The following is a 24,183-nucleotide window of genomic DNA, read 5'->3' on the forward strand; positions in this document are numbered from 1 at the left end:
GTTTTATGCTATATGCTTTAAACAGCAAGCGACAAGCTTGTTGCTTATTTTTATTTAATCTTAACTGCAAAGATACGTTTTAGCCCTCAGAAAATAAAGTCTTTAGATTGGTAATATTTATAGGTTGATAAGTTGGTTTTATAGATGATTTTAAACTTGATTTTTTTAGAAAAAATCAAGAAATATAACCTTTCTCAAACCCGTATGTTAATAACACTTCATACGGATTACCCTCTAGACCTAAAAGTTGTGCAAACGCTGGTTCAGTTTTAAATCCTTGTTGTTTTAGAGCTATAATTTTAGACCTAAATTCTTTTCCTTTTTTTAACAATACTTGATATTCAATAAGCATGTGTAGATATGAGTCTTGCTCTTCTGATAGTTTATTTTGTACAAAAATCTCTATTGGAAAAGCCTTGTACTCAAATGTAATAATTGTTGTTTTTAAGTTTTTGTATGATGGAATCGTCTTTATTTCAAACCTTGAAAACTCTCCATAGTTTTCGCTCACAACTTTTACAAACTCTTCATGATTATCACTTTGACAAATAATATCTAAATCACTTGAGTCTACATCAATATTGATGGGTATAGTACCCACTAAAATAGGGTTGAAGTGTTTTAATAGTTTAAAAATATTCAGCTCTAATAATACTTTATGAGCTTCTTTTTGACGGACAGTTCCTTCTTTTAAGTATGTTATATCTCTGAAGTTTATCACAATTCTTCACTTGGATTCCAAAATACCTTTTCAAAATCTTGAATTTGATTCTCAACCACCTCTATTCCTTCACTTTCTAACAATTGTTTCATAAGATTTGTCCCATCAAAATGGTGTTTTCCTGTTAACAATCCTTTTCTATTTACTACTCGATGCGCTGGTACTTCTTTTTCTGAAGAGTTATTCATTGCCCAACCAACCATTCTTGCTGAACGAGCTGCTCCTAAATAGGTTGCTATAGCTCCGTAACTTGTAACTCTTCCATGTGGTATTAAACGTGCTACTTCGTACACTTTTTCGAAGAAATTTTTATCTGCCATGTGGTAAAGATAGGATTCTTTTAAAAAATATACGAATATGGTTCTCGATACAATTTTCACTCATTTCAATCTTGAAAATCACTCGAACGAACATTTATCAAAAAACCAATACGTTAGCGGTTACAGCAAGCTACCATGTAACTCGGAAAGCACGACCCAAAAGGAAACGTCCGAGGCAAAAAATCCTGCAAAAAGCAGGATTAGTAATTAAGTTTAAATTTTATATAAGTAATCGGTTTTCCGATTTCTAAATATTGTTTTTCGTAGAATGTTTGCGTACTGGTTACCTCTTCTGGACTGTACACATTTTTATACACATCATGATTAGAGTGCAAAATTTCGTGACCTTCTCCATGCAATAAACCTAAAGTGTAACCATGCATGAATTCACTATCAGTTTTTAGATTAACTGTTCCTTCTGAATTTAAAATACCATGGTATTTCTTTAAAAACTCAGAATTCGTCATACGATGTTTAGTACGCTTATATTTTATTTGAGGATCTGGGAAAGTAATCCAAATTTCAGAAACTTCATTTTCAGCAAAAATATAATCTACTAACTCTATTTGAGTTCTAATAAAAGCTACATTTTCCATGTTATTTTCTAGTGCTGTTTTAGCTCCTCGCCAAAATCGTGCACCTTTAATATCAATTCCAATAAAGTTTTTATCAGGATTTTTTTCTGCTAAAGCAATCGTGTACTCACCTTTACCACAACCTAGCTCTAAAACTATTGGATTGTCGTTTTTAAAAAAAGTATTCCATTTTCCTTTATAAGAAAAATCGTTAATTACTTCTTCGCGTGTTGGTTGAATAACGTTAGCAAACGTTTCATTTTCTTTGAAACGTTTTAATTTATTTTTGCTTCCCAAAGTGTGTAGAAATTAGGCTCTATCTTCTGTTCCTTCTCTTTTAAAACGAGCAGCTTCTTTCATCCAATATGCAAATAACACTAATAACACTAATAAAAAGAACCAGTTTACAGCGTTTGAAGTCCACCAACCTGCATCTGATTTAGCTAACGTTAAGCGTAACCAATTGAATGGTGCAAATAAAAAGTCGGTAAATAAACTACCAATCCATCTAAAAATATTGCCTGCTATCATATCTTAAGTATCTTTACAGCTGCAAAAATATAAAAAGAAACAATGTTAGCCAATTTTTTCGGTAAATCTAAGCCTATAAATTTTATTGTACTGTTTGTACTGTTTTTAGGGTATTTTGTTTTAAGTATTTTTTCTAAGCAATTATCTTTTAATTTAATTAAAGAACTTGGTTGGTTTTTAGTTGTTTTTTCTGTATACAACTTTATTCTTGCCAAGAATTTATTGACTTATGATAATTCTTTTGCTTTTTTGTTTTTTGTTATACTAATAGGTTTTTTTCCTGATACTATACAGATAAATAAAACTTTTTATGCTAACTTAACTATACTTCTTTTTTTACGAAAAGTATACAGTTTACAGTCTTCAAAAAACATGCTGCATAAATTGTTTGATGGTGGTTTATGGCTTGGAGTATCGTTTTTAATAGAACCTTATGCTCCTTTATTATTAATATTACTTTACCTATCTATATTTTTGCATCAACGATTTACTTATCAAACATTATTAACTCCTATAATTGCTTTTTGCTCTCCTGTTTTTTTATACTTCACCTACTATTTTTGGTATGATAACCTTGAAAAATTTTGGTTACTTTTTGATTGGGATTTTTACCCTGATTTAAGCTTTTATTCTCATGAAAAGTATTTGTTCCCTATTCTTTTCATAAGCTTTTTTTTAATAGCTTCTATTTTTTTAAAAAGCCCAAAGGCACTTGCTATTAAAAATAAATTTAGAAAAAACTGGATATTAATTCTTACTCATCTTGTAATAACTACAGCTATTTTACTTTTAGTTCAAGACGGTTCTGGAAGTGAGTTTTTATATGTATTATTCCCTGTTTCTGTTATTTTAGCTAATGGAATTGAGTTTTTTCAAAAAAAATGGTATGCTGATGTTATTATTCTCTTATTCTTAATAGTGTCTTTTACAATGAGTGCTATTGCATAAACTACATTTTTGCTCCATAAGCTAAATCACCTGCATCTCCTAAACCTGGCACTATATAGCCTTTATCATTTAGTTTTTCATCAATATCACCAATCCATAAAGTAGTGCTCTCTGGTAAGTGTTTAGCTACATATTCTACACCTTGAACTGAACCAATAACCGAAGCTATTATTATTTCTTTTGGAGTTCCATACTTTTTTATGCCCTCATAAACCTCAACCATTGAACGGCCTGTTGCCAACATAGGATCTATAAGTAATAATGTTTTTCCATCTATTGAAGGCGAAGCAAAATACCCTACCACGATTTCAAACTCTTCGTCATTGTTTGGGTGATGGCGATATGCTGATATAAATGCATTCTCTGCATCATCAAAATAGTTTAAAACTCCATTGTGTAGTGGTAACCCTGCTCTAAGAATAGAACACAATACTATATCATTTTCTGGCAATTCTACCTTTTTTGTTCCTAAAGGCGTTGTTATTTCTTTAACCTTATAGTTTAACTCTTTACTTAACTCGTATCCTATCACTTCACCTATTCGTTCGATATTTCTACGAAAACGCATTGAATCTTTTTGAACTGATGTGTCTCTGAGTTCAGCTAGGAATTTATTAAGAATAGAATTTTGTTTGGCTAAATGATGAGTTTTCATGAGGTGTATTCTTTTTGTACGCTACAAAAGTAACAGATTTTATCAAGCTTTTATAAAGTTGGTTAGTGCTTTTAATAGTTCTTCTTTTGCTTCAACATGACTCATATGTCCGTTTGGTATTGCAATTAATGAGGTATTAGTTCTCTTTGCTTCTTCTTCAACAGTAGTATAATTTAATATTGGGTCATTTTTTCCTGCTATCATCAATCTCTTTTCTATTGTTTGTAAAACAACTTCCTTGTTTTCTCGCAAACGCATTCCCTCTGTTGCTGCAATATATCCTCTAACATGTGTTTTTAAGGCTTCTTCTCTTATTTTTTCTATTTCTTCGGATAACTGTAAACGCATATTCTCTGCAAACAAGTTGCTAATTGACATTTTTACCAATGTTTCGTAATTTTCCTTAGCCATTTCAACAGCTCTGAGTCGTAACTTTTTTCGTTCTTCACTATCTGCTTGAGAGGTAGAGTTCATCAAACAAATTCCTTTTACATTTTTTTGATATTTTTCTGTAAATGCCAAAGCAACATATCCCCCCATGGAATGTCCAATAAAGGTAGCTCGACGAATTTTTAATTCTCTTAAAACAGATTTTACTGCTTCTGCCATTTCTTCCATCGTATGAATATACCCAACACATCCTGTTTTTCCATGCCCTAATAAGTCAATACAAATCACGCGATTTTTTCTGGATAACTCATCAACTACCTCATTCCACATAGTCCTATTTTCTAAAAACCCGTGTAATAAAACAATACTACTTCCCTTACCAGTATCTGTATAAAAAACAGTGGTTTCTTTAAATTTTGCAATCATTTTTTAATGTATATTCGTCGCTTACTAATTTGTTAAGCAATGCACAAAACTAAGGAGATATTTATAAACGGATTTGCTTTATTTTCAATGTTTTTTGGAGCTGGTAATTTAATTTTACCTCCATTTTTAGGAAAAAATGCTGGAAGCTTATGGTTTTGGGTAACTATTGGCTTTTTTATTACTGCTGTTATTATTCCTATGATAGGTATTTTAGCCCATGCCAAACTACAGGGTACTATGTATGATTTTGGCAAAAAAGTCTCTCCAATTTTTAGTCTTATATATTGCTTTGTTGTATACACTATTTGTATTGCTTTACCTGCACCTAGAACTGCTTCGGTTACTCATGAAATGGCCATTGCTCCTTACTTTAGCAACAGTAGTTCTTTAGTTACTAGTACAATTTATTTCGGACTTGTTTTTCTTTTTACCATGAACCGGTCAAAAGTGTTAAACCTACTAGGCAAGTTTTTAACACCTCTTATTATAATCATTTTATTAGCTATTATTTTCGTTGGTTTTTTTACAGCTCCTGATATGATTGCTCCAACTACCCTTAAAGCTCCATTTGTTGATGGTTTGTTAGAAGGATATCAAACTTTTGATGCCATTGCTTCCATAGTTGTTGGTGGTGTCTTAGTCATTTCAATGAATTTTAACACGAATACAACTTTTGAAGAGAAAAAAGAGCTTATTACCAAAGCAGGTTTTATTGCTGGTATAGGCTTATTAATTATTTATGCTGGCCTTATTTACAACGGTGTTTTATTTAGTTCTACCTTTTCTGAAAGTGCTAATAGAACAGAAATCTTAAACTCTCTGAGCAATCAAACTTTAGGGAATATTGGAAGTATTTTTCTTAGTGTTTTAGTTGCTTTGGCTTGTTTTACAACAGCGGTTGGAATTATTACTGGAACTGCCGATTATTTTAAAGGAATTAACAATAACTCTCAAAAGGTCTTTACAATTACTGCTATTATTAGCTGTTTATTAGGAATTGCTGTTGGCCAATTTGATGTGAAATATATTATCAATATTGCACTACCTGCTTTGATGTTTATTTATCCTATTACTATTGTTTTAATTGTACTAAATGTACTACCTGAAAAATATACTTCAACTTTAGTTTTTAAAAGTGTAGTAGCAGTAACCTTTTTATTTAGCATTCCAGATTTTTTAGGTTTTATTATCAACCCTAATTACTTAGTTGAAATAAAAAACAACATTCCCTTTGCTAATCATAATTTAGGGTGGATATTACCTGCTATATTAAGTTTTGTCTTTTCTAATTTGATTAAAAGCAAAAAGCAAATTTCAACCGAATAAGTTACTTAATGAATGATATAATATATAAACTAAAAAAAGCTCGTAATAACGAGCTTTTTATTTTTATTTAAGTTGAGCACCTTAAAAACGATACCCTAAATTTATTCCTACTCTTGGCACAATTGATCGAGCTTCTGAAGTAAATAGGTTCCTCCCTAAACCTCCATATACATCAAGTACAAATCCTCCAGACGATACGTATTTTGAACCAAAGGCTAAACCTAAAGCTCCGTCAGTATATTCCTTATATTTTTTTATTGTACTCCCTTGAACTTCAACTTTTCTTTCTCCTGTATTTATTCCCATAAAAACTTCTCCAAAATAGTTCCAATTGCTATTGTTTGTAAAGTAATGACGAAAAAAAGGAGTAAACATTCGTTCTTCATTGTATCTAAAATCTGCTGATTTTTTTTCAAAGTTAAACAAAGCTGAAATACCAACCGAAGAACGATCAGTTGTATAATACTCATAAGACACCTCTAACGTTTTAAAAGCCAATGCGTCTAGTAAATCTACTTTTACTTCTTGCTGTGCATACGTGAGAGAACTGACAAAAACTACAGCTGCTAATACTATTTTTTTCATTTTAGTTTTTTACTAATTATAATTTATCTACTTCCTACAAGGATGATACCACAAACATACATCTTTTGTAAAAAAACAGTTTGGTTATTTATCATTTCTTGCTTAAGAACAGTTACAGTTTGTATCACAGCTGCTATTTTTTTTAGGCTTAAAAAAGAACTTTTTCACTAAAAAAATAACGGCTCCACAAACGACTAGATATGTTAAAACTTCTTGCATTAACTTAAAAATTGATAGGCTATAAATGCTGATAAATAAGCCAAAACTCCCATACTTGCTAGTTGAACCATTGGCCACTTCCAACTTTTTGTTTCCCTTTTTACTATTGCTAGTGTCGCCATACATTGCATTGCAAATGCATAGAATAACAATAAAGAAATTCCCGTAGCAAGGTTGAATCTTTTTTCTCCTGTTTCCGGGTTTATTTCTGACCTCATTTTTTGTTTTATAGTCGTTGTATCTTCTCCATCGTCTTCTACGCTATAGATAGTAGCTAATGTTCCTATAAACACTTCTCTTGCTGCAAAAGAACTAATTAGTCCAATACCTATTTTCCAGTCATAACCTAATGGTTTAACAACTGGTTCTATTGTTTTTCCTGCAATTCCTATATATGAGTTTGCTAACTTAGCAGATGCTATTTTTTTAGCTAAATCTTCTTCTGAAAGATTTTTATTTGCAGTATTCTCTATAACACTTTTCTCAGCATTTTCATAAGATGATGGTCCATGAGACGCTAAAAACCAAAGTACTATTGAAATTGCTAAAATGATTTTTCCTGCTCCAAAAACAAATGCTTTTGTTTTATCTAAGACATCAAAAAACACATTTTTTACTGATGGTATCTTATAATTAGGCATTTCAACCACAAAAAGTGAGTTGTTTTTTATTTTCAATGTTTTATGCAAAATATATGCTGCGATAATTGCTGCAGCAAAACCTAAAATATATAATGCTAATAAAGTAAACCCTTGTAAACTTAAAAAACCAAACAACTTAGTATCAGGAATAATTAATGCTATTAAAATTGCATACACCGGTAATCGTGCTGAACAGGTTGTAAAGGGTGTTACCAAAATAGTGATTAATCGTTCTTTCCAACTAGCAATAGTTCTAGTTGCCATAATTGCTGGAATAGCACATGCAGTACCTGAAATTAATGGAATTACACTTTTACCACTCATTCCAAAGCGACGCATAATTTTATCCATTAAAAATACTACTCTACTCATATAACCTGTTTCTTCAAGAATAGATATAAACAAGAATAAAATAGCTATTTGAGGTATAAAGATTACTACACCACCTACTCCAGGAATAATTCCGTCAGTTAATAAATCGGTGAACATTCCTGCAGGTAGTTGCGCTTTAGTAAACTCTGCGATATCAGCAAATAAACCATCAATAAGATCCATGGGAGTAGAAGCCCAATCGAAAATAGATTGAAATATCAATAATAACAATCCAAAGAAAATAACATACCCAAATATTTTATGAGTAAAAACTCTATCTAGTTTACTACGTACATCCGTAGCTTTAGAAGCATCTACCTTGTAGGTTTTATTTAAAACAGCATTTATTTGCTGATATCTATATATAGTTTCTTTATGTTGATACTTTTTTTGCTTTGTAATTTCTCCTTCAAATTCTTTTATTGCTTCTTTTTCTGAGGAAGAAAGTAATGGTTTATGATTTTTTGTAAGCATCATCCACAACTCATAAGCTGTAAATTCATTACTTACTTTAGCTAACTTTTCAAAGTAAGCACTATCTATCTTTTGAGATAATTCGTTGAAAGTTGAGTGTACTTTTAACGAATTATAATTAGCTACTTCTTTTTTTAAGTCATCAACTCCCTCGTTAGTCCTTGCCGACATTAACACTACTTTGGTATGTAGTTCTTTTTCTAAGGCTGGCACATCTATAGAAATCCCTTTTCGCTTTAGTTGATCAGCCATGTTTAACGCTAAAATCGTCGGAACTTCTAAATCTTGAATTTGCGAAAAGAGTAATAAATTCCTTTTTAAATTTTCAATATCAGCAACTACAACAATTACATCTGGTTTTTCTTCTTGATGCGTAGTCATCAAAGTTTTTAAAACAATGCTTTCATCTATAGAGGTAGGATTAATACTGTAAGTACCAGGTAAATCAGTAATCGTTGCATTTTTATCATTAGGCAATTTACAAACTCCTTGTTTTTTGTCAACCGTAACACCAGGGTAATTTCCTACTTTTTGGTTTAACCCTGTTAACTGATTAAACAATGATGTTTTACCTGTATTAGGATTTCCAATTAAGGCTACATTAATACGATTACTCATCAGCTATAGTTTTATAATTGAAATTTGACAAGCTGTTTCTTTTCGAATCGCTAAATGACTTCCGTTTACACATATATACATTGGGTCTTTTAATGGAGCTATTTGAAGCAACTCTACTTCACTTCCGGGTAAACACCCCATTTCTAATAATTTCAACGGAATTTTATCCAAGCACTCTTCAGATATAATTCCTTTTTCCCCTAAATGTAACGATGCGATAGTACTCAAAAGATATATTTTTAGCTTGCAAATATACTAAAATAGAATCGTTCTAAACAGTATACCAACACAATATTATGATTTATTTAATAGGTTGCTCTCTCTATTTGATGTCTTATATTTGTAGTATGACTTTCGACGATATTCTTGGGCAAGAACATATAAAAAACCACCTACAGCAATCGGCTGAAAATAACAGAATTCCGCATGCACAACTCTTTGTTGGTAAAGAAGGTAGTGGTACTTTACCAATGGCAATTGCCTACGCTCAATTCTTATTATGTAACTTCTCCGACAATATAGAAGCTTGTAATATTAAATGTAGCAAACTACAACACCCTGATTTACATTTTGCGTTTCCTGTAACTACAAATGATTCTGTTAAAAAGCACCCAGTTAGTAATTTATTTTTAGATGATTGGAGGTCTTTTATAGAGGAGCAACCTTATGGAAGTTTGTTTAATTGGTTACAACATATTGGTGTTGAAAATAAACAAGGACAAATTGGTGTTGATGAAGCGGAAGACATTGTAAAAAAATTACAGTTAAAATCATACGAAGGTGGTTTTAAAGTAATGATTATTTGGATGGCAGAAAAGATGAACATTGCCGCCTCTAACAAATTATTAAAACTGATTGAAGAGCCACCTAGTAAAACTATTTTCATCCTTATTACTGAAGATGAAGAGCAAATTATTAATACCATAAAATCTCGATGTCAGGCATTGCACTTCCCAGCACTAAGTGAAAGTGACATAGCCAATGCTCTAACACAACAAAAAGAAATATCGGAGAACGAAGCAATAAAGATTGCTCATCAATCAGAAGGGAATTATAACAAGGCTCTACACATTTTAAACAACAATTCAAACGATTTAGTTTTTGAACAATGGTTTATTACTTGGATTAGGGCTGCATTTAGAGCCAAAGGAAATGCCGCTGTTATTCAAGATTTAATTGGTTGGTCTGAAGAAATTGCTAAATCTGGTAGAGAAACTCAAAAACAATTCTTACAGTATTGTTTGCAATTTTTTAGGCAAGCTTTACTTCTAAATTACGGAACGCCAGATTTAGTTTTTTTAGAAACTCAGTCTGCAAACTTCGAACTCGCAAAATTTGCTCCGTTTATTCATAGTGCTAATATCTTAATCATAGAAAAAGAAGTAAGTGACGCACAGTATCATATTGAAAGAAACGGAAATGCTAAAATTATTTTGTTAGATTTATCTATTAAACTAACGCGTCTTCTACACACCAAAGAAGAAAAAATCCAATCTTAATCATGAAAACAAAACACATAATTACCGCACTTATTTTCGGAATACTTTTTGTTGCTTGTAAACAAGAAAAAAAAGGACCGCAATTACAAGAATATTTGGTTGGAAATTGGGAAACAACATATTTGAAAATTGAATATTTAACTGCCAACGAAACCGATAGCACTTCTGTTTTTGAAGACGATTTTAGCAAACCTAATTCAGGAAAAGCACAATCTACCTATAACAGCGATGGTACTTTTTCTGCATGGTTTGTACAAGCCGATGGGAAAAAAGTTGGTGAAACTAACGGTAAGTGGAAAACTAGTGGAGATAGTTTATTTGTTGATTATCCGTATTTAGGAAAGCAAGTACAAGCTTGGTATAAAATTACACAAACTAACAATGGTTTTAGCGCTACCTCTACTTATGACTGGGATAATGATGGAGAAACAGATGATACTTTGCTTATGAGAACTAAAAAAATTGAATTATAAAATTGCGTATTTTCAATAACATATCACTTCGAATTAGAATTTTCCTGTCAATGATACTTTTAGTGCTATTGGCATCAATTTTAATTGTAATGGTTACCATATACCAATACGATGAGCAAACAAAAGATTATAATACTGCACGTTTTGAACGTAAAGAGTTTTCTACAAAACAAGACATTGAAATAGAACTCAAACGCAGAACCACATATCCAGTAACTACTGAGAATTTAGCTAAAATTTTTCAAGATAGAATTTACGATATAGCATACGTTCATAAACTTACAATTTCTATGTATGATATGGATGGAAAGTTGCTAAAATCTTCCATTCCTTATAATTTTGATAAAAAAGAAGGACAAGATCTTCCTAATGAAACTGTTAAAGATTTAGCCAACAACTCAAATCATAAAATTTTAAAAAGTAGAACTGAAAAAGGTATCACTTACCAATCTTCATACACTTACTTAAACGACCCTCGTTTTAAAAGGATTGGAATTTTAGAATTACAAATTGCACAAGATAATGAAGAGCAAAAACATGAACTACGAGAGTTTATTTCTCGTCTATCATTAGTTTATTTGCTAATGCTCATTATTGCCATTGTTTTAGCTTACTTTTTATCAACTTATATTACTAGATCCATTCAAACTATCTCGCAAAAAATAAACGAGACCCGTTTAAATAAGCGTAACGAAAAAATTACTTTAAACTCTGCTAGTTCAGAAATCAATTCGCTGGTTGCCGCTTATAACAACATGATTGACCAGTTAGAAGAAAGTGCTGTAAAACTAGCGCAAAGTGAGCGAGAACAAGCCTGGAGAGAAATGGCCAAACAGGTAGCTCACGAGATTAAAAATCCGTTAACACCTATGCGCTTATCAGTACAAAGTTTTGAAAGAAAATTCAATCCAGAAGATCCTAATATCAAAGAAAAAATGTCTGAATACAGCGAAACACTTATTCAGCAAATTGATGTAATGAGTTCTATTGCTTCAGCTTTTTCTGATTTTGCTAAAATGCCTACACAACGTAGAGAAAAGTTAAATGTAGTTGATATCGTTAAACATTCTTTAGATATTTTTACTGAAGATTACATACATTATTTCCCCCAAGAAAAAGAGTTGTATGCCAGTTTAGACAAAACACAGTTGATACGAATTGTCACGAACTTAGTTAAAAACTCAATTCAAGCAATAAAAGACACTGATAAAAACCCTAAAATAGAAGTTAAAGTTGCTTCTGAAGGAAATAGTGTTAAAATAACAGTTTCTGATAACGGAAAAGGTATTAGCGAAGAAAATAAGGAGTTAATTTTCGAGCCTAAATTTACTACTAAAACTAGTGGAATGGGCTTAGGACTATCTATCATAAAAAATATAATTGAAGCGTATGACGGTACAATATCCTTTACTTCAACTAAAGGGGTTGGAACTGTTTTTACTGTAATATTACCTAAAACATAAACATAATATGAATTTTGAAAATATTTTAGTTGAACAAACTAATGCATTAGCAACTATTACCATTAACCGACCAAAAAAATTAAACGCTTTAAACAAAGCTACTATTGAAGAGCTTCATAATGCTTTTAAAGCCTTGGAAGAAGACGCTACTATTAAAGTAATTATTATCACAGGTAGTGGAGAAAAAGCATTTGTTGCTGGGGCAGACATCTCTGAATTTGCACATTTCTCTGTTGAAGAAGGAGGAATGTTAGCAAGAAAAGGACAGGAAATCTTATTTGACTTTGTTGAAAATTTATCAACTCCTGTTATTGCTGCTGTAAATGGTTTTGCTTTAGGTGGCGGACTAGAATTAGCAATGGCTTGTCATTTTAGAGTAGCTTCAGACAATGCTAAAATGGGGCTACCTGAAGTTTCTTTAGGAGTTATCCCTGGTTATGGCGGAACACAACGCTTGCCTCAATTAGTAGGTAAAGGAAAAGCCATGGAGTTAATTATGACAGCAGGTATGATTTCTGCTGATGAAGCTAAAGAAACTGGATTGATAAACCATGTAACTTCGCAAGAAGAATTATTACCTTTAGCTCAAAAAATAGCTTCAAAAATTATGCGTAACTCTTCTGTTGCCATTAGTGCGGCAATTAAAGCTGTAAATGATAATTTTAAAGACGGTGTGAATGGTTTTGAAAGCGAAATTACAGAGTTTGGAAACTGTTTTGGAACTGAAGATTTTAAAGAAGGGACTACTGCTTTTTTAGAAAAACGTAAACCTGAATTTCCAGGAAAGTAATTTTTTTACTAAAGAAACAACTACAAAAAAATAGCATCTAAATTAAAACTTAGATGCTATTTTTACAATAAGGGGATTACATTAATAAAATGGGGGTTATTAACTGAAGCAAATATATACTAAATTCAACAACATCCAAATTTTAACATAAAATTTTTATTAAAATAACATATATTTTACATTCTAAACACAATAAATACTAAATAATTCCATTCCATTCTTTATAGAATTGTTCTAAAAAACCTTCCATATAAGCATGTCTTTGCTCCGCGATTGCTTTTCCTGTTGTAGTATTCATTTTATCTTTTAACAACAATAATTTCTCATAAAAATGATTAATAGTAGGCGCTGTTGATTTTTTATATTCTTCTTTTGTCATTTTTAAATTAGGAGGAACTTCTGGATTGTATAATTCTCTATTTTTAAATCCACCATAATTAAAACAACGAGCTATTCCAACAGCCCCTACGGCATCTAATCGGTCTGCATCTTGGATAACATTTAACTCAGGAGAAGTGAAACTTTGTTTAAAGTTTCCTCCTTTAAAAGAGATATTGGTGATAATTTTTTCTATATGAGTAATTATTTCTTCTAATACTTGTTGACTTTCAAGAAAAACTCTTGCTTTTTGCGGACCAACAGTTTCATCACCATTATGAAATTTACTATCCGCTATATCATGCAACAATGCACCTAAAGAAACCACAAACTCATCAACATTTTCATTTTTTGCAATTAATAAGGCGTTTTTATATACACGTTCAATATGAAAAAAATCATGTCCTCCTTCTGCTCCTTTCAAGGTCTCTTTTACAAACTCAATAGTATTCTGTATTATTTGTTCTCTGTTCATATTTCAAAAATAAAAATCCTGCACATACAAGCACAGGATTTTAAACGTATTATTATAATTCATTAACTAAGCAGTAACCGATGGCTTAACTAAGTTGTTAGCTACTAAATATTCTGCTATTTGAATTGTATTAGTTGCCGCTCCTTTACGTAAGTTATCAGCAACAATCCACATGTTTAACGTGTTTGGCTGAGATTCATCTCTTCTAATTCTACCTACAAAAACCTCATCTTTATTATTTGCTAGAATAGGCATTGGATATACATTATTTTGTACATCGTCTTGTACAATAACACCTTCGGTTTGCGTAAGTAACTTACGTACTTTATCTAATTCAAAATCGTTTTCAAACTGAACATTTACAGCCTCAGAATGTCCTCCTGCTGTTGGTATTCTAACCGCTGTAGCTGTTACTGCAAAAGAATCGTCTCGTAAAATCTTTTTAGGTTCTTTTACCAGCTTCATTTCTTCTTTAGTATATCCATTTTCTAAAAATACATCACAGTGTGGTAATGCATTTCTTCCAATAGGGTGCGGATATGCCATTTCGCCTTCAACTCCCGCTTCTTCATTATCTAATTGACGAACCGCTTTAACACCAGTTCCCGAAACTGATTGATACGTTGAAATTACCACACGTTTCATTTTATACTCTTTGTGTAACGGAGCTAATGCCATTACCAATTGAATCGTAGAACAATTTGGGTTTGCAATGATTTTATCTTCACTGGTTAATACATCTCCGTTAATTTCTGGAACAACTAATTTCTTCGTTGGATCCATTCTCCAAGCAGATGAGTTATCAATTACCGTTGTACCAACAGCTGCAAATTTAGGAGCCCATTCTAAAGAGGTATCTCCACCTGCTGAAAACAATGCAATGTCTGGTTGCATAGCTACTGCCGTTTGTAAACCTACTACTGTATAATTTGTTCCTTGAAACTCAATTTGATTTCCTACTGAACGCTCTGACGCAACAGGAATTAATTCTGTTACTGGAAAATTACGTTCTGCCAATACTTGTAACATTACATTACCTACCATTCCGGTAGCTCCTACCACTGCTACTCTCATTTTTTTGATTTTTGAGTATAAAATTTATTGTTTGTATGCTACAAAGGTTTAAAAAAAACAAATTGGTTGTATCTCTTTTGTTAGAAAAAATACGTTAAAATTTAAAAAATATACCATTTAGGCTTAAATAGTATTGTTTTAAACAGTAAAAATCAAAAAATCAGTACATTTGCACCGGTTTTCTAGAAAAACCACAACATTTTTGTTTAACTTAAAAAAGTATAGCATGCAACTGTACAACAAGTTAAGCGCAGAAGAACGCGCTAAATTAATTGATGATGCGGGTAAAGACCGTATTACTATCTCATTCTATCAATATCATAAGATAGAAAACCCAACTTTATTTAGAAATAAATTATTCCTTGAATGGAACGAACTAGATGTTTTAGGAAGAACATACGTTTCATACGAAGGAATCAATGCTCAAATATCTGTTCCCTCAGAAAACTTTCTAGCGTTAAAAAAACAACTAGATAGTATTTCTTTTTTAAATGGAATTCGTTTAAACGTAGCTATTGAGCACGATAATAAATCGTTTTTAAAACTAAAAGTAAAAGTTCGTAACAAAATTGTTGCTGACGGATTAAACGATGACACTTTTGACGTTACTAACAAAGGAGTTCATTTAAATGCAAAAGAGTTTAATGAAATGCTAGCAGATCCAAATACGGTTTGTGTAGATATGCGTAACCATTACGAAAGTGAAATTGGACATTTTGATGGTGCAGTAACCCCAGATGTTGATACGTTTAGAGACTCGTTAGATATTATTGAAGAAGATTTAAAAGACCATAAAGAAGATAAAAACTTATTAATGTATTGTACAGGTGGAATTCGATGCGAAAAAGCTTCTGCCTACTACAAACATAAAGGCTTTAAAAATGTTTTCCAACTTGAAGGTGGAATTATTGAATATACTCGTCAGGTAAAATCAGAAGGTTTAGAAAACAAATTTTTAGGTAAGAATTTTGTTTTTGACCACCGAAGAGCTGAAAAAGTTTCTGATGATGTAATTGCCAATTGTCATCAATGTGGAAAACCTTGCGACACACATACCAATTGTGCTAACGAAGGTTGTCACTTATTATTCATTCAATGTGATGAATGTGCTGAGAAAATGGAAAACACCTGTTCTCCTGAATGTCAAGACATCATTCATTTACCATACGAAGAGCAAAAAGAATTGCGTAAAGGGAAACACGCAAGCAATAAGATATTTAAAAAAGGACGTTCAGAAGCTTTAAAATTTAAAAAGTAATGCAAAAGATTGAGTTAATGGCTCCTGCTGGTAATTTTGAATCGTTACAGGCAGCTTTAGACAATGGATGTGATTCTATATATTTTGGTGTAGAGCAATTAAATATGCGTGCTCGAGCATCTATTAATTTTACCTTAGATGATTTAGAAGAAATATCACGTAGGTGTTCAGAAAAAAATATTCGTACCTATTTGACTTTAAATACGATTGTTTATGATCATGATTTATCGATTGTAAAAACTTTAATCAAAAGAGCCAAAGAAGCTAATATTACTGCGGTAATTGCAATGGATCAAGCTGTAATTGCAATGGCTAGAGCAGAAGGTATGGAAGTCCACATTTCTACTCAAATTAACATTACCAATATAGAAACGGTTAAGTTTTATGCCATGTTTGCTGACACTGTGGTATTGAGTAGAGAATTGAGTTTACGTCAAGTAAAAAAGATTACCGAACAAATTGAAAAAGAAGAAATCAAAGGACCTTCTGGTCGTTTGTTAGAAATTGAAATTTTTGGTCACGGAGCACTTTGTATGGCTGTTTCTGGGAAATGTTATATGAGTTTGCATTCACACAACTCATCTGCAAATAGAGGAGCCTGCAAACAAAATTGTCGTAAAAAATATACAGTGATTGATCAAGAATCTGGTTTTGAAATGGAATTAGATAATGAGTACATCATGTCTCCAAAAGATTTATGTACGATTGATTTCTTAGATCAGGTTGCTGATGCTGGAATTAAAGTATTAAAGATTGAAGGTCGTGGTCGTGCTCCTGAATATGTTGCCAAAGTAATTAAATGTTACCGTGATGCCATTGACAGTTTATATAATGGAACTTACGATAAAGAGAAGGTGATTAGCTGGATGCAAGAATTGGAAAAAGTGTACAATCGTGGTTTCTGGAACGGGTATTACTTGGGGCAAAAATTAGGAGAATGGAGTAAAGAACCTGGTTCACACGCTACTCAAAAGAAAGTATACTTAGGAAAGGGAATGCATTATTTTCCTAAAGCAGAAGTTGGAGAGTTTAAGATTGAAGCCTACGATTTAGCAATTGGCGATACTATTCTAATCACAGGACCTACTACAGGTGCTCAAGAAATGGAATTAAAAAGCATGTTTGTAAATGATAAGGAAGCACAAACTGCTACCAAGGGTGATGAAGTTACTATGAAACTAGACTTCAGAATTCGCCCATCAGACAAGTTATACAAAATTGTAAAAACCGAATTTGCTAAAAACTAATGGTTGTAATTACGTTACAAAGAAATAAATGTATTGGTTGTAATTATTGTGTAGAGTTAGCTCCCGCACAATTTCAAATGTCTAAAAAAGACGGAAAATCTGTTTTACTGCATTCAACTGAGAAAAAGGGTTTCTTTACCATAAAATCACACGACGATAGTATTTTTGAAGCTTCACACGAAGCCAAGAAAGCATGTCCAGTTAAAATTATTGAGGTAAAACAAGTATAACTTTATACCAAAAGAACAAAGACATCTTATAAAGCTCTCTTAATCTTAAGAGGGCTTTTATTATTTTTACAGAATGGAATTACAACCTCCTTTTCGTAAAATTATTCATGTAGATATGGATGCCTTCTATGCATCTGTTGAGCAATTGGATAATCCTGAATTACGAGGAAAACCTGTTGCTGTTGGTGGTAGCGAAGTTCGCGGTGTGGTTTCTGCTGCCAGTTACGAAGCTAGAAAATTTGGAGTTCGTTCTGCCATGAGTGGTGTGTTGGCTAAACAAAAATGTCCGCATATCATTTTTGTCCCTCCAAGATTTGATCGTTACAAAGAAATTTCTTCTAAAATTAGGAAGATATTTTACGATTATACCGATTTGGTAGAACCTCTATCGCTAGACGAAGCCTATTTAGATGTTACTGAAAACAAAAAAGGAAATCCGTCGGCTAGCATGATTGCCCAAGAAATTCGACAACGAATTTGGGAAGAATTAGAACTACGAGCGTCGGCAGGAGTTTCCATTAATAAATTTATAGCCAAAGTAGCTTCTGATATTAATAAACCTAACGGACAAAAAACTATCAACCCAGAAGAGGTTCTTGAATTTTTAGAGCAACTTCCTGTAAATAAGTTTTATGGAGTAGGTAAAGTTACCGCTGCAAAAATGCATAACCTTGGTATTTTTACAGGCCTAGATTTAAAGCAAAAATCATTGGAAGAGCTTTCTAAATTATTTGGAAAGTCTGGAGTACATTATTACAATATTGTTAGAGGCATTCATAATTCAGCAGTAAAACCTAATCGAATTCGAAAGTCAATCGCTGCTGAAACTACTTTTAGAGAAAATCTATCTTCAGAGGTTTTTATGTTAGAACGTCTTGATAAAATTGCTGACGAATTAGAACGTCGAATGAAAAAATCAAATACTAAGGGAAAAACCGTAACTCTTAAAATTAAATACAGCGATTTTACGCAACAAACACGTAGTAAAACTACCAACCATTACCTACAATTAAAAAAAGAGTTCTACCCTATTGTAAAAGAGTTATTGTACCAAGATACACTTAATAACTCTGTTAGGTTATTAGGAATTTCTTTTAGTAATTTAAACACAGAGAAAACTGAACCTGTTTGGGTACAGTTACGATTTGATTTTTAAAGTATTGGTATTTTCAACGAAACTTTGGTGCCTTTAGGGTTTCCTTCTTTGTCAATTATATCTGTATAAATTAATGAATAATTATTAGCATATTCGTTGGCAAAGTTTCGTAATCGTTCTTTGGTTAAATCTATACCTATAGATCTGCGATTAAGCGACTTGTTTTTTCTAATTTTCATAGCCGCATCCCTACCAATTCCATTATCTACAATATCAATTTGTATAAATTCGTCTGATATTTTTGTAACTGACAACGAAACTTCTTTTTTTCCTTTCTTAGATGAAAGTCCATGCCAAATAGAATTTTCTAAGAAAGGTTGCAATATAAGTGGTGGAACTTTTATTCTTTCAATATTTACACCTTCATCTACTTTTTCTATATAGTTTACTTCGTTAGATAATCGAATATTTTCAATACTCATATATAAATTCATTGTTTTTAGTTCTTCACTTAATGTTACCTCCTTTACAGATGAAGATTCTAAAATACTTCGAATTAGTTTTGAAAACTTATTTAAGTAATATACAGCATTTTTCTGCTCATTATTAATAACGTATAGTTTTATTGAATTTAATGCGTTAAACACAAAGTGTGGATTCATTTGAATTCTTAGAGCTTCTTGCTCTAACATTAGTATTTTCTTATCATTATTCAATAAGCGTTGCCTGTAAATTGAGTATAATAACACCCCTAATAAAGCTATTGAAACTAATGCTATAATTAAAACATTTCTATTTCTTAATAGTTTTAATTTAGCTATTTCATTCTCTTTTGCTAGACTCTTTATTTTATTATTACTTACTTCATTATCATACTTATTAATAAGGTTATTAACGTATAAAATGTTCTTATCGTTAAATGTTTTTCTCTCTCCTTCTATAGCTTTTTTATAAAAGCTATATGCTTTTTCATAATTCTTCTTTTTTTCATATAATTCAGATAAATATAGATTAGAATGGTTTACTCCTGATGGAATTTTATGTTTATTAGCAACTTCTAAACTTTCTTCTAAGTATACTTTTGCTTTATCTAAACTATCTAATTTTAATAATACGCTTCCAAATGTAACATAGACATCTGAAGTATAATAATGATTACCAATACCTTCAGAAACAGATACTACTTCGTTTATGTATTTGTATGCCTCCTTATATTTACCCTGTAATAATAAAACCTTGCTAATACTAGTATGACAAATTACCTTACCTATACTCGAATTATTTTCAATATTATATTGTAATGATTTATTATAATGTTCCAAAGCAGCATCTATATCACCAAGGTTTTGGAAAGCAAGCCCTATATTTTGATGATTAATAGCTAAACCTCTTTTATCATTTGTTTTTTCTTGAATTAAAATTGATTTTTTAAACTTTTCTAATGCTAATTGATATTGTTTAAGAGCTAAGTATATATTACCAATACTATTATTTGATATACTAATACTAATTTTAGTATCAACATCAGGAAACTCAATCTTATCAGCTAACTCCAGTGCCATTTGATGATAATTCAATGCACTCCTAATCTTATCTTGTCGTCGATATACTACGCCTATTTGATTTAAGGTAACAATTTCTGCGTTTACATCCTTAATTTCTTTTGATAAATCAAGTGCTCTAATATGGCTTTTTATAGAACTATCAAAAAAAGAATTATTTCGATAATATTTACCTAACAAGTTATAGGCATGTATTTCCCCTAATTTATAACCTACTTTTTTACTTTTATTTAAAAGAAAAGTTATTTCTTCTTCCTCAAAGTTTTTACGTTTAAAAAGGCGCTGTAAGTCATAATAATTATCTATTTTTTTTTCAGTAGCTAATTTAATTAAACTATCTATTGTGTTTTTGTCTCTTTGTGAAAACCCCAAAAAAACAATGAAAAATAAAAAGGTTGTAATTATTAATTTTTTCATTTAAAACTTCTCAAGAAAATCAGATTTTCTCTGTCTAGAAACAGGAATCTTATGGTTATTTTCTAACACAACATAGCCGTCAGACTTCAAAAATTCTTTTATTTTATTCAAGTTAATAATATATGAGTTGTGTATTCTAAAAAAATGATCTTCGGGGAGTAATTGATTTATTTCTTTTAGTTTTTTTGTTACTACTATTTTTTTATTAGTTCCTGTAGTATATATTGTTGAATAATTACCGTCAGATTCTACAAATAAAATCTCATCTTGAGCTAGAAAAACTAATTTTCCATCAGTATTAATGGTAATCTTTCTTCTATTAAATTTTTTATTAAAACTTGATAATATTTTTTCTACCTTTTCAGTATTATTATTCTTCTTATAATATTGTTTAATTCTTCCTATTGTTTCTTCCAAATCATCGGAATCAATAGGTTTCAGCAAATAATCTATAGCTTGGTTTTTTAAAGCCTTTATAGCATACTCATTATATGCTGTAGTAATGATTATAGCAAAATTTTTATTCTCTAATTTTTCTAGTAATTGAAACCCATCCATCGTAGGCATTTCAATATCTAAAAAAAGACAATCGATAGTATTCTCGTTAATAAATTTAATTGCTTTTTCTGCTATTGTAAATGTTTCTATGATTTCTATATCATTTTCAAAGGTTGACAATTCCCAAGAAAGTCCTTGTATTGCTTTAGGTTCATCATCAACTATAACTGCTCTCAACATTTTATATACATTTGTACCAAATGTAACAGATAATATTTTAAAAAAGAAATGTCAAGCATAGCTTTTGTTACAAAAAATTAAAGCTAAATGATTTCTGTATATATTTTTTACCATTTACACATAAAAGCACACCATTTATACATCCTTTACTCTAAAAAAGATTCTTTTATATGATATTTGTAGTGTAATACACAAGGGGAATCATATTGATAAATTGGGGGATTAATCAATAATGATATTAAGTTATAAAAACACCACTTTAAAGTGGTGTTTTTTTATATATAAATTTCAATGTTCGTTTAATTTATATGCACAAAAAAAGCTCAACTAAATTTAATTTAGTTGAGCTTTTTATCTTATCCTAATCAGTTAGTTTCCTAAGCCTCAAATGGAGTAACAGAAACGTATGATTTATTATCTCTTTTCTTTTGGAATTTTACAACACCATCAACTTTAGCATGTAAAGTATGATCTTTTCCCATGTAAACATTTTCACCTGGATTGTGTTGAGTTCCTCTTTGACGAACAATAATGTTACCTGCAATAGCAGCCTGTCCTCCAAAAATCTTTACTCCTAATCGTTTCGATTCTGATTCACGACCGTTCTTCGAACTACCGACACCTTTCTTATGAGCCATCTTTGTAAGTTTTTAAAGTTAATTATTTACTTAATGCTTCAATTAATTCTGCTTTCTTTAAAGAAGTGTATCCTGAAATACCTTTTTCTTTAGCTAAAGCTTTTAATTCTGCAACAGTCATTGAACTTAAATCTGTCGATTCTTCTTTAACCTCTGTTTTAGGAGTTTCTTTTTTAGCTGCTGCCTTTTTAACTCCTGATGCAGAAATTCCTTCGATTTGGATTTCAGTTAAATACTGTCTGTGTCCATTTTTCTTTTTGTAACCTTTTCTTCTTTTCTTTTTGAAAACGATTACCTTATCACCTTTTAGGTGACCTAAAATCTTTGCAGTTACTCCTGCACCTTCTATAGCTGGGGCGCCAATAGTTACGTTTCCTTTATCTTCAATAAGCATTACATTATCAAAAGTTACTTTTGATCCTTCTGCTTCTGGTAAACGGTGTACGTATACTTTTTGGTCTTTTGCTACTTTAAATTGCTGCCCTGCTATCTCTACGATTGCGTACATACTATTTGTTTTGCGTTTATACTTTATTCACACTTTCTTAATAAAAATGCGGGTGCAAATATACATTTTTTACTTCAAAAAAAAATGTATTACTCAGAAAATTACTCTTTTAAGATAAAAAAGTTTAATTTTTATTGTTTTGAATGTAACAATTACTATAACTTCACGTCACATACACGAAAATATTAAAAATTAAACTTTAATCAATGAGAAAAAGAGTTATCACTCTAGCTTCAGCTTTTATAGCATTTCATTTTACGTATGCTCAAAAAGTTGATTTTGAAGAGTATGATTTAAGCAATGGAATGCATGTTATTTTACATCAAGATAATACAGCACCAGTAGTAACAACATCTGTTATGTACCATGTAGGCGCGAAAGATGAGCAACCAAATAGGACAGGAATGGCTCACTTTTTTGAGCATTTATTATTTGAGGGTACAAAAAACATAAAAAAAGGAGAGTGGTTTAAAATAGTTTCCTCTAATGGAGGTACTAATAATGCTAACACTACCGATGATAGAACTTATTATTACGAGGTTTTTCCTTCTAATAATTTAGAATTAGGCTTATGGATGGAGTCTGAACGCTTATTACACCCAATTATTGGTCAAGAGGGTGTAGATACACAAAATGAGGTTGTAAAAGAAGAGAAACGCTTACGTGTAGACAACCAACCTTACTCTCGTTTTTTAGAAAATGTTAAGAAAAACATGTTTAAAAAACATCCATATAAGGGAACTACTATAGGTAAGATGGAACATTTAGATGCTGCTACCTTAGAGGAATTCTTAGCATTTAATAAAAAATATTATGTTCCAAACAATGCTACTTTGGTAGTTGCAGGAGATTTTGAGCTTAAAGAAGCTAAACGACTTATAAAAGATTATTTTGAGCCTATACCTAGAGGTAAAGATATAGTAAGAAATTTTCCGAAAGAAGACCCTATTACAAAAGAGTTTTTTGCCAAAGCTTACGACCCTAACATTCAAATACCTGCAATTATGGCTGCTTATAGAACTCCTTCTATGAAAACCAGAGATGCTAGAGTCTTAGATATGATTTCTACTTACTTAAGTGGTGGAAAAAGCTCTGTACTTTATAAAAAATTAGTTGATACTAAAAAAATGGCTTTACAGGCTGGTGCAATAAACCTAAGTCAAGAAGATTATGGGACCTATATTTTATTTGCACTTCCGCTAGGAAATAACTCTTTACAAAGTTTAGTAAAAGAAATTGATGAAGAGGTTGTAAAACTTCAAACAAATTTAATTTCAGAAAAAGATTATCAAAAGCTACAAAATAAATTTGAAAACAACTTTGTGAATGCAAACTCAAGTGTAGAAGGTATTGCTAATTCATTAGCTCGCTACAATGTATTGTATGGTGATACTAATTTAATAAATACTGAAATTGATATTTATAGATCAATTACACGTGAGGAAATTAGAGACGTAGCAAAAAAATACTTAAACACTAACCAACGTTTGGTAATGGAATATTTACCAGAATCAAAAAAATAATTCAGTAATAAGA

26 protein-coding genes are annotated in these 24,183 nt (G+C 31.2%); 11 read left to right on the top strand and 15 right to left on the bottom strand.

From position 1 onward, the window contains the following. Positions 1-175: 175 nt before the first annotated feature. From MHM83_RS02060 to MHM83_RS02075, 4 genes are all read right to left on the bottom strand, one after another. On the bottom strand, positions 176-721 hold the full coding sequence (locus tag MHM83_RS02060) for a DUF4269 domain-containing protein (RefSeq protein WP_239178261.1): 546 nt from the start codon (positions 719-721) through the stop codon (positions 176-178). Then, a complete protein-coding gene (locus MHM83_RS02065; RefSeq protein WP_239178262.1) occupies positions 718-1,041 on the bottom strand; it encodes an MGMT family protein in 324 nt (107 codons plus the stop codon). The genes MHM83_RS02060 and MHM83_RS02065 overlap by 4 nt, the downstream gene beginning before the upstream one ends. A 200-nt stretch (positions 1,042-1,241) precedes the next feature. After that, on the bottom strand, positions 1,242-1,913 hold the full coding sequence (gene trmB / locus MHM83_RS02070; RefSeq protein ID WP_173358985.1) for a tRNA (guanosine(46)-N7)-methyltransferase TrmB: 672 nt from the start codon (positions 1,911-1,913) through the stop codon (positions 1,242-1,244). A 12-nt stretch (positions 1,914-1,925) separates the two neighbouring features. Beyond that, positions 1,926-2,147 (bottom strand): DUF6341 family protein, encoded by a 222-nt coding sequence (locus MHM83_RS02075; RefSeq protein ID WP_047787956.1) that lies wholly within the window; start codon positions 2,145-2,147, stop codon positions 1,926-1,928. A 42-nt stretch (positions 2,148-2,189) separates the two neighbouring features. Here MHM83_RS02075 and MHM83_RS02080 point away from each other — a divergent pair, with 42 nt between their 5' ends. Continuing rightward, a complete protein-coding gene (locus MHM83_RS02080) occupies positions 2,190-3,095 on the top strand; it encodes a DUF6427 family protein (RefSeq protein WP_167712710.1) in 906 nt (301 codons plus the stop codon). Between the two features lies 1 nt (position 3,096). Here MHM83_RS02080 and upp read toward each other — a convergent pair whose 3' ends face one another. Next, the gene (upp, locus tag MHM83_RS02085; RefSeq protein WP_073182290.1) at positions 3,097-3,750 is read right to left on the bottom strand and encodes a uracil phosphoribosyltransferase; all 654 of its coding nucleotides are present in this window, start codon (positions 3,748-3,750) and stop codon (positions 3,097-3,099) included. A gap of 42 nt (positions 3,751-3,792) precedes the next feature. Then, a complete protein-coding gene (locus tag MHM83_RS02090) occupies positions 3,793-4,566 on the bottom strand; it encodes an alpha/beta fold hydrolase (RefSeq protein WP_167712706.1) in 774 nt (257 codons plus the stop codon). Between the two features lie 39 nt (positions 4,567-4,605). Between MHM83_RS02090 and brnQ the strand changes: the two genes are divergently transcribed. Further along, a complete protein-coding gene (gene brnQ / locus MHM83_RS02095) occupies positions 4,606-5,892 on the top strand; it encodes a branched-chain amino acid transport system II carrier protein (RefSeq protein ID WP_239178263.1) in 1,287 nt (428 codons plus the stop codon). Positions 5,893-5,973: 81 nt separating this feature from the next. On the opposite strand, the gene MHM83_RS02100 is transcribed toward brnQ, so the two are convergent. From MHM83_RS02100 to MHM83_RS02115, 3 genes are all read right to left on the bottom strand, one after another. Next, positions 5,974-6,477 (bottom strand): DUF3575 domain-containing protein, encoded by a 504-nt coding sequence (locus tag MHM83_RS02100; RefSeq protein WP_047787961.1) that lies wholly within the window; start codon positions 6,475-6,477, stop codon positions 5,974-5,976. A 218-nt stretch (positions 6,478-6,695) separates the two neighbouring features. Beyond that, positions 6,696-8,801, bottom strand: a complete 2,106-nt coding sequence (feoB, locus tag MHM83_RS02110; protein WP_047787962.1) for a ferrous iron transport protein B — start codon at positions 8,799-8,801, stop codon at positions 6,696-6,698. Between the two features lie 3 nt (positions 8,802-8,804). Further along, entirely contained in the window at positions 8,805-9,029 is a 225-nt protein-coding gene (locus MHM83_RS02115; protein ID WP_047787963.1) for a FeoA family protein, read from the bottom strand. Between the two features lie 119 nt (positions 9,030-9,148). Here MHM83_RS02115 and MHM83_RS02120 point away from each other — a divergent pair, with 119 nt between their 5' ends. Genes MHM83_RS02120 through MHM83_RS02135 form a run of 4 tightly spaced genes read left to right on the top strand, consistent with a single transcriptional unit; the run spans position 9,149 to position 13,026 of the window. Then, positions 9,149-10,300 carry a DNA polymerase III subunit gene (locus MHM83_RS02120; RefSeq protein ID WP_047787964.1) on the top strand — a complete coding sequence of 384 codons (1,152 nt, stop codon included), beginning with the start codon at positions 9,149-9,151 and terminating at the stop codon, positions 10,298-10,300. A gap of 2 nt (positions 10,301-10,302) precedes the next feature. Continuing rightward, positions 10,303-10,773: a hypothetical protein gene (locus MHM83_RS02125; protein WP_047787965.1), complete on the top strand. Its 471-nt coding sequence runs from the start codon at positions 10,303-10,305 to the stop codon at positions 10,771-10,773. A 50-nt stretch (positions 10,774-10,823) separates the two neighbouring features. Further along, positions 10,824-12,236 (top strand): sensor histidine kinase, encoded by a 1,413-nt coding sequence (locus MHM83_RS02130; protein WP_073182294.1) that lies wholly within the window; start codon positions 10,824-10,826, stop codon positions 12,234-12,236. 7 nt (positions 12,237-12,243) lie between these two features. Beyond that, positions 12,244-13,026, top strand: a complete 783-nt coding sequence (locus MHM83_RS02135; protein WP_073182295.1) for an enoyl-CoA hydratase/isomerase family protein — start codon at positions 12,244-12,246, stop codon at positions 13,024-13,026. Between the two features lie 199 nt (positions 13,027-13,225). On the opposite strand, the gene MHM83_RS02140 is transcribed toward MHM83_RS02135, so the two are convergent. Further along, entirely contained in the window at positions 13,226-13,879 is a 654-nt protein-coding gene (locus MHM83_RS02140) for an HD domain-containing protein (protein WP_173358989.1), read from the bottom strand. 66 nt (positions 13,880-13,945) lie between these two features. After that, positions 13,946-14,953, bottom strand: a complete 1,008-nt coding sequence (locus MHM83_RS02145) for an aspartate-semialdehyde dehydrogenase (RefSeq protein WP_239178264.1) — start codon at positions 14,951-14,953, stop codon at positions 13,946-13,948. A 226-nt stretch (positions 14,954-15,179) separates the two neighbouring features. Between MHM83_RS02145 and trhO the strand changes: the two genes are divergently transcribed. From trhO to dinB, 4 genes are all read left to right on the top strand, one after another. Beyond that, complete coding sequence (gene trhO, locus MHM83_RS02150; protein WP_159611113.1) at positions 15,180-16,211, top strand: oxygen-dependent tRNA uridine(34) hydroxylase TrhO; 1,032 nt, start codon at positions 15,180-15,182, stop codon at positions 16,209-16,211. Next, positions 16,211-17,458 (top strand): peptidase U32 family protein, encoded by a 1,248-nt coding sequence (locus tag MHM83_RS02155; RefSeq protein ID WP_173358990.1) that lies wholly within the window; start codon positions 16,211-16,213, stop codon positions 17,456-17,458. Before trhO ends, MHM83_RS02155 begins: the two co-directional genes overlap by 1 nt. Beyond that, positions 17,458-17,688, top strand: a complete 231-nt coding sequence (locus MHM83_RS02160; protein WP_047787972.1) for a ferredoxin — start codon at positions 17,458-17,460, stop codon at positions 17,686-17,688. Before MHM83_RS02155 ends, MHM83_RS02160 begins: the two co-directional genes overlap by 1 nt. Before the next feature lie 73 nt (positions 17,689-17,761). Next, positions 17,762-18,844: a DNA polymerase IV gene (gene dinB, locus MHM83_RS02165; protein ID WP_159611115.1), complete on the top strand. Its 1,083-nt coding sequence runs from the start codon at positions 17,762-17,764 to the stop codon at positions 18,842-18,844. Here dinB and MHM83_RS02170 read toward each other — a convergent pair. From MHM83_RS02170 to rplU, 4 genes are all read right to left on the bottom strand, one after another. Next, positions 18,841-20,763 carry a tetratricopeptide repeat-containing sensor histidine kinase gene (locus MHM83_RS02170; RefSeq protein ID WP_239178265.1) on the bottom strand — a complete coding sequence of 641 codons (1,923 nt, stop codon included), beginning with the start codon at positions 20,761-20,763 and terminating at the stop codon, positions 18,841-18,843. The two genes, dinB and MHM83_RS02170, sit on opposite strands and share 4 nt — an antisense overlap. Next, positions 20,764-21,501 (bottom strand): LytR/AlgR family response regulator transcription factor, encoded by a 738-nt coding sequence (locus tag MHM83_RS02175; protein WP_239178266.1) that lies wholly within the window; start codon positions 21,499-21,501, stop codon positions 20,764-20,766. It abuts the gene before it with no gap. A 377-nt stretch (positions 21,502-21,878) separates the two neighbouring features. Continuing rightward, positions 21,879-22,139: a 50S ribosomal protein L27 gene (rpmA, locus tag MHM83_RS02180; RefSeq protein ID WP_028891690.1), complete on the bottom strand. Its 261-nt coding sequence runs from the start codon at positions 22,137-22,139 to the stop codon at positions 21,879-21,881. 22 nt (positions 22,140-22,161) lie between these two features. Then, positions 22,162-22,647: a 50S ribosomal protein L21 gene (rplU, locus tag MHM83_RS02185; RefSeq protein WP_047787976.1), complete on the bottom strand. Its 486-nt coding sequence runs from the start codon at positions 22,645-22,647 to the stop codon at positions 22,162-22,164. A 206-nt stretch (positions 22,648-22,853) separates the two neighbouring features. On the opposite strand from rplU, the gene MHM83_RS02190 reads away from it, so the two are divergent. Next, positions 22,854-24,170 carry a M16 family metallopeptidase gene (locus MHM83_RS02190; protein ID WP_073182303.1) on the top strand — a complete coding sequence of 439 codons (1,317 nt, stop codon included), beginning with the start codon at positions 22,854-22,856 and terminating at the stop codon, positions 24,168-24,170. Positions 24,171-24,183: the final 13 nt, after the last annotated feature.

Origin of the sequence: Tenacibaculum sp. Mcav3-52 (assembly GCF_022347665.1) — a bacterium.
In the GTDB taxonomy this organism is placed as follows: domain Bacteria; phylum Bacteroidota; class Bacteroidia; order Flavobacteriales; family Flavobacteriaceae; genus Polaribacter; species Polaribacter mesophilus.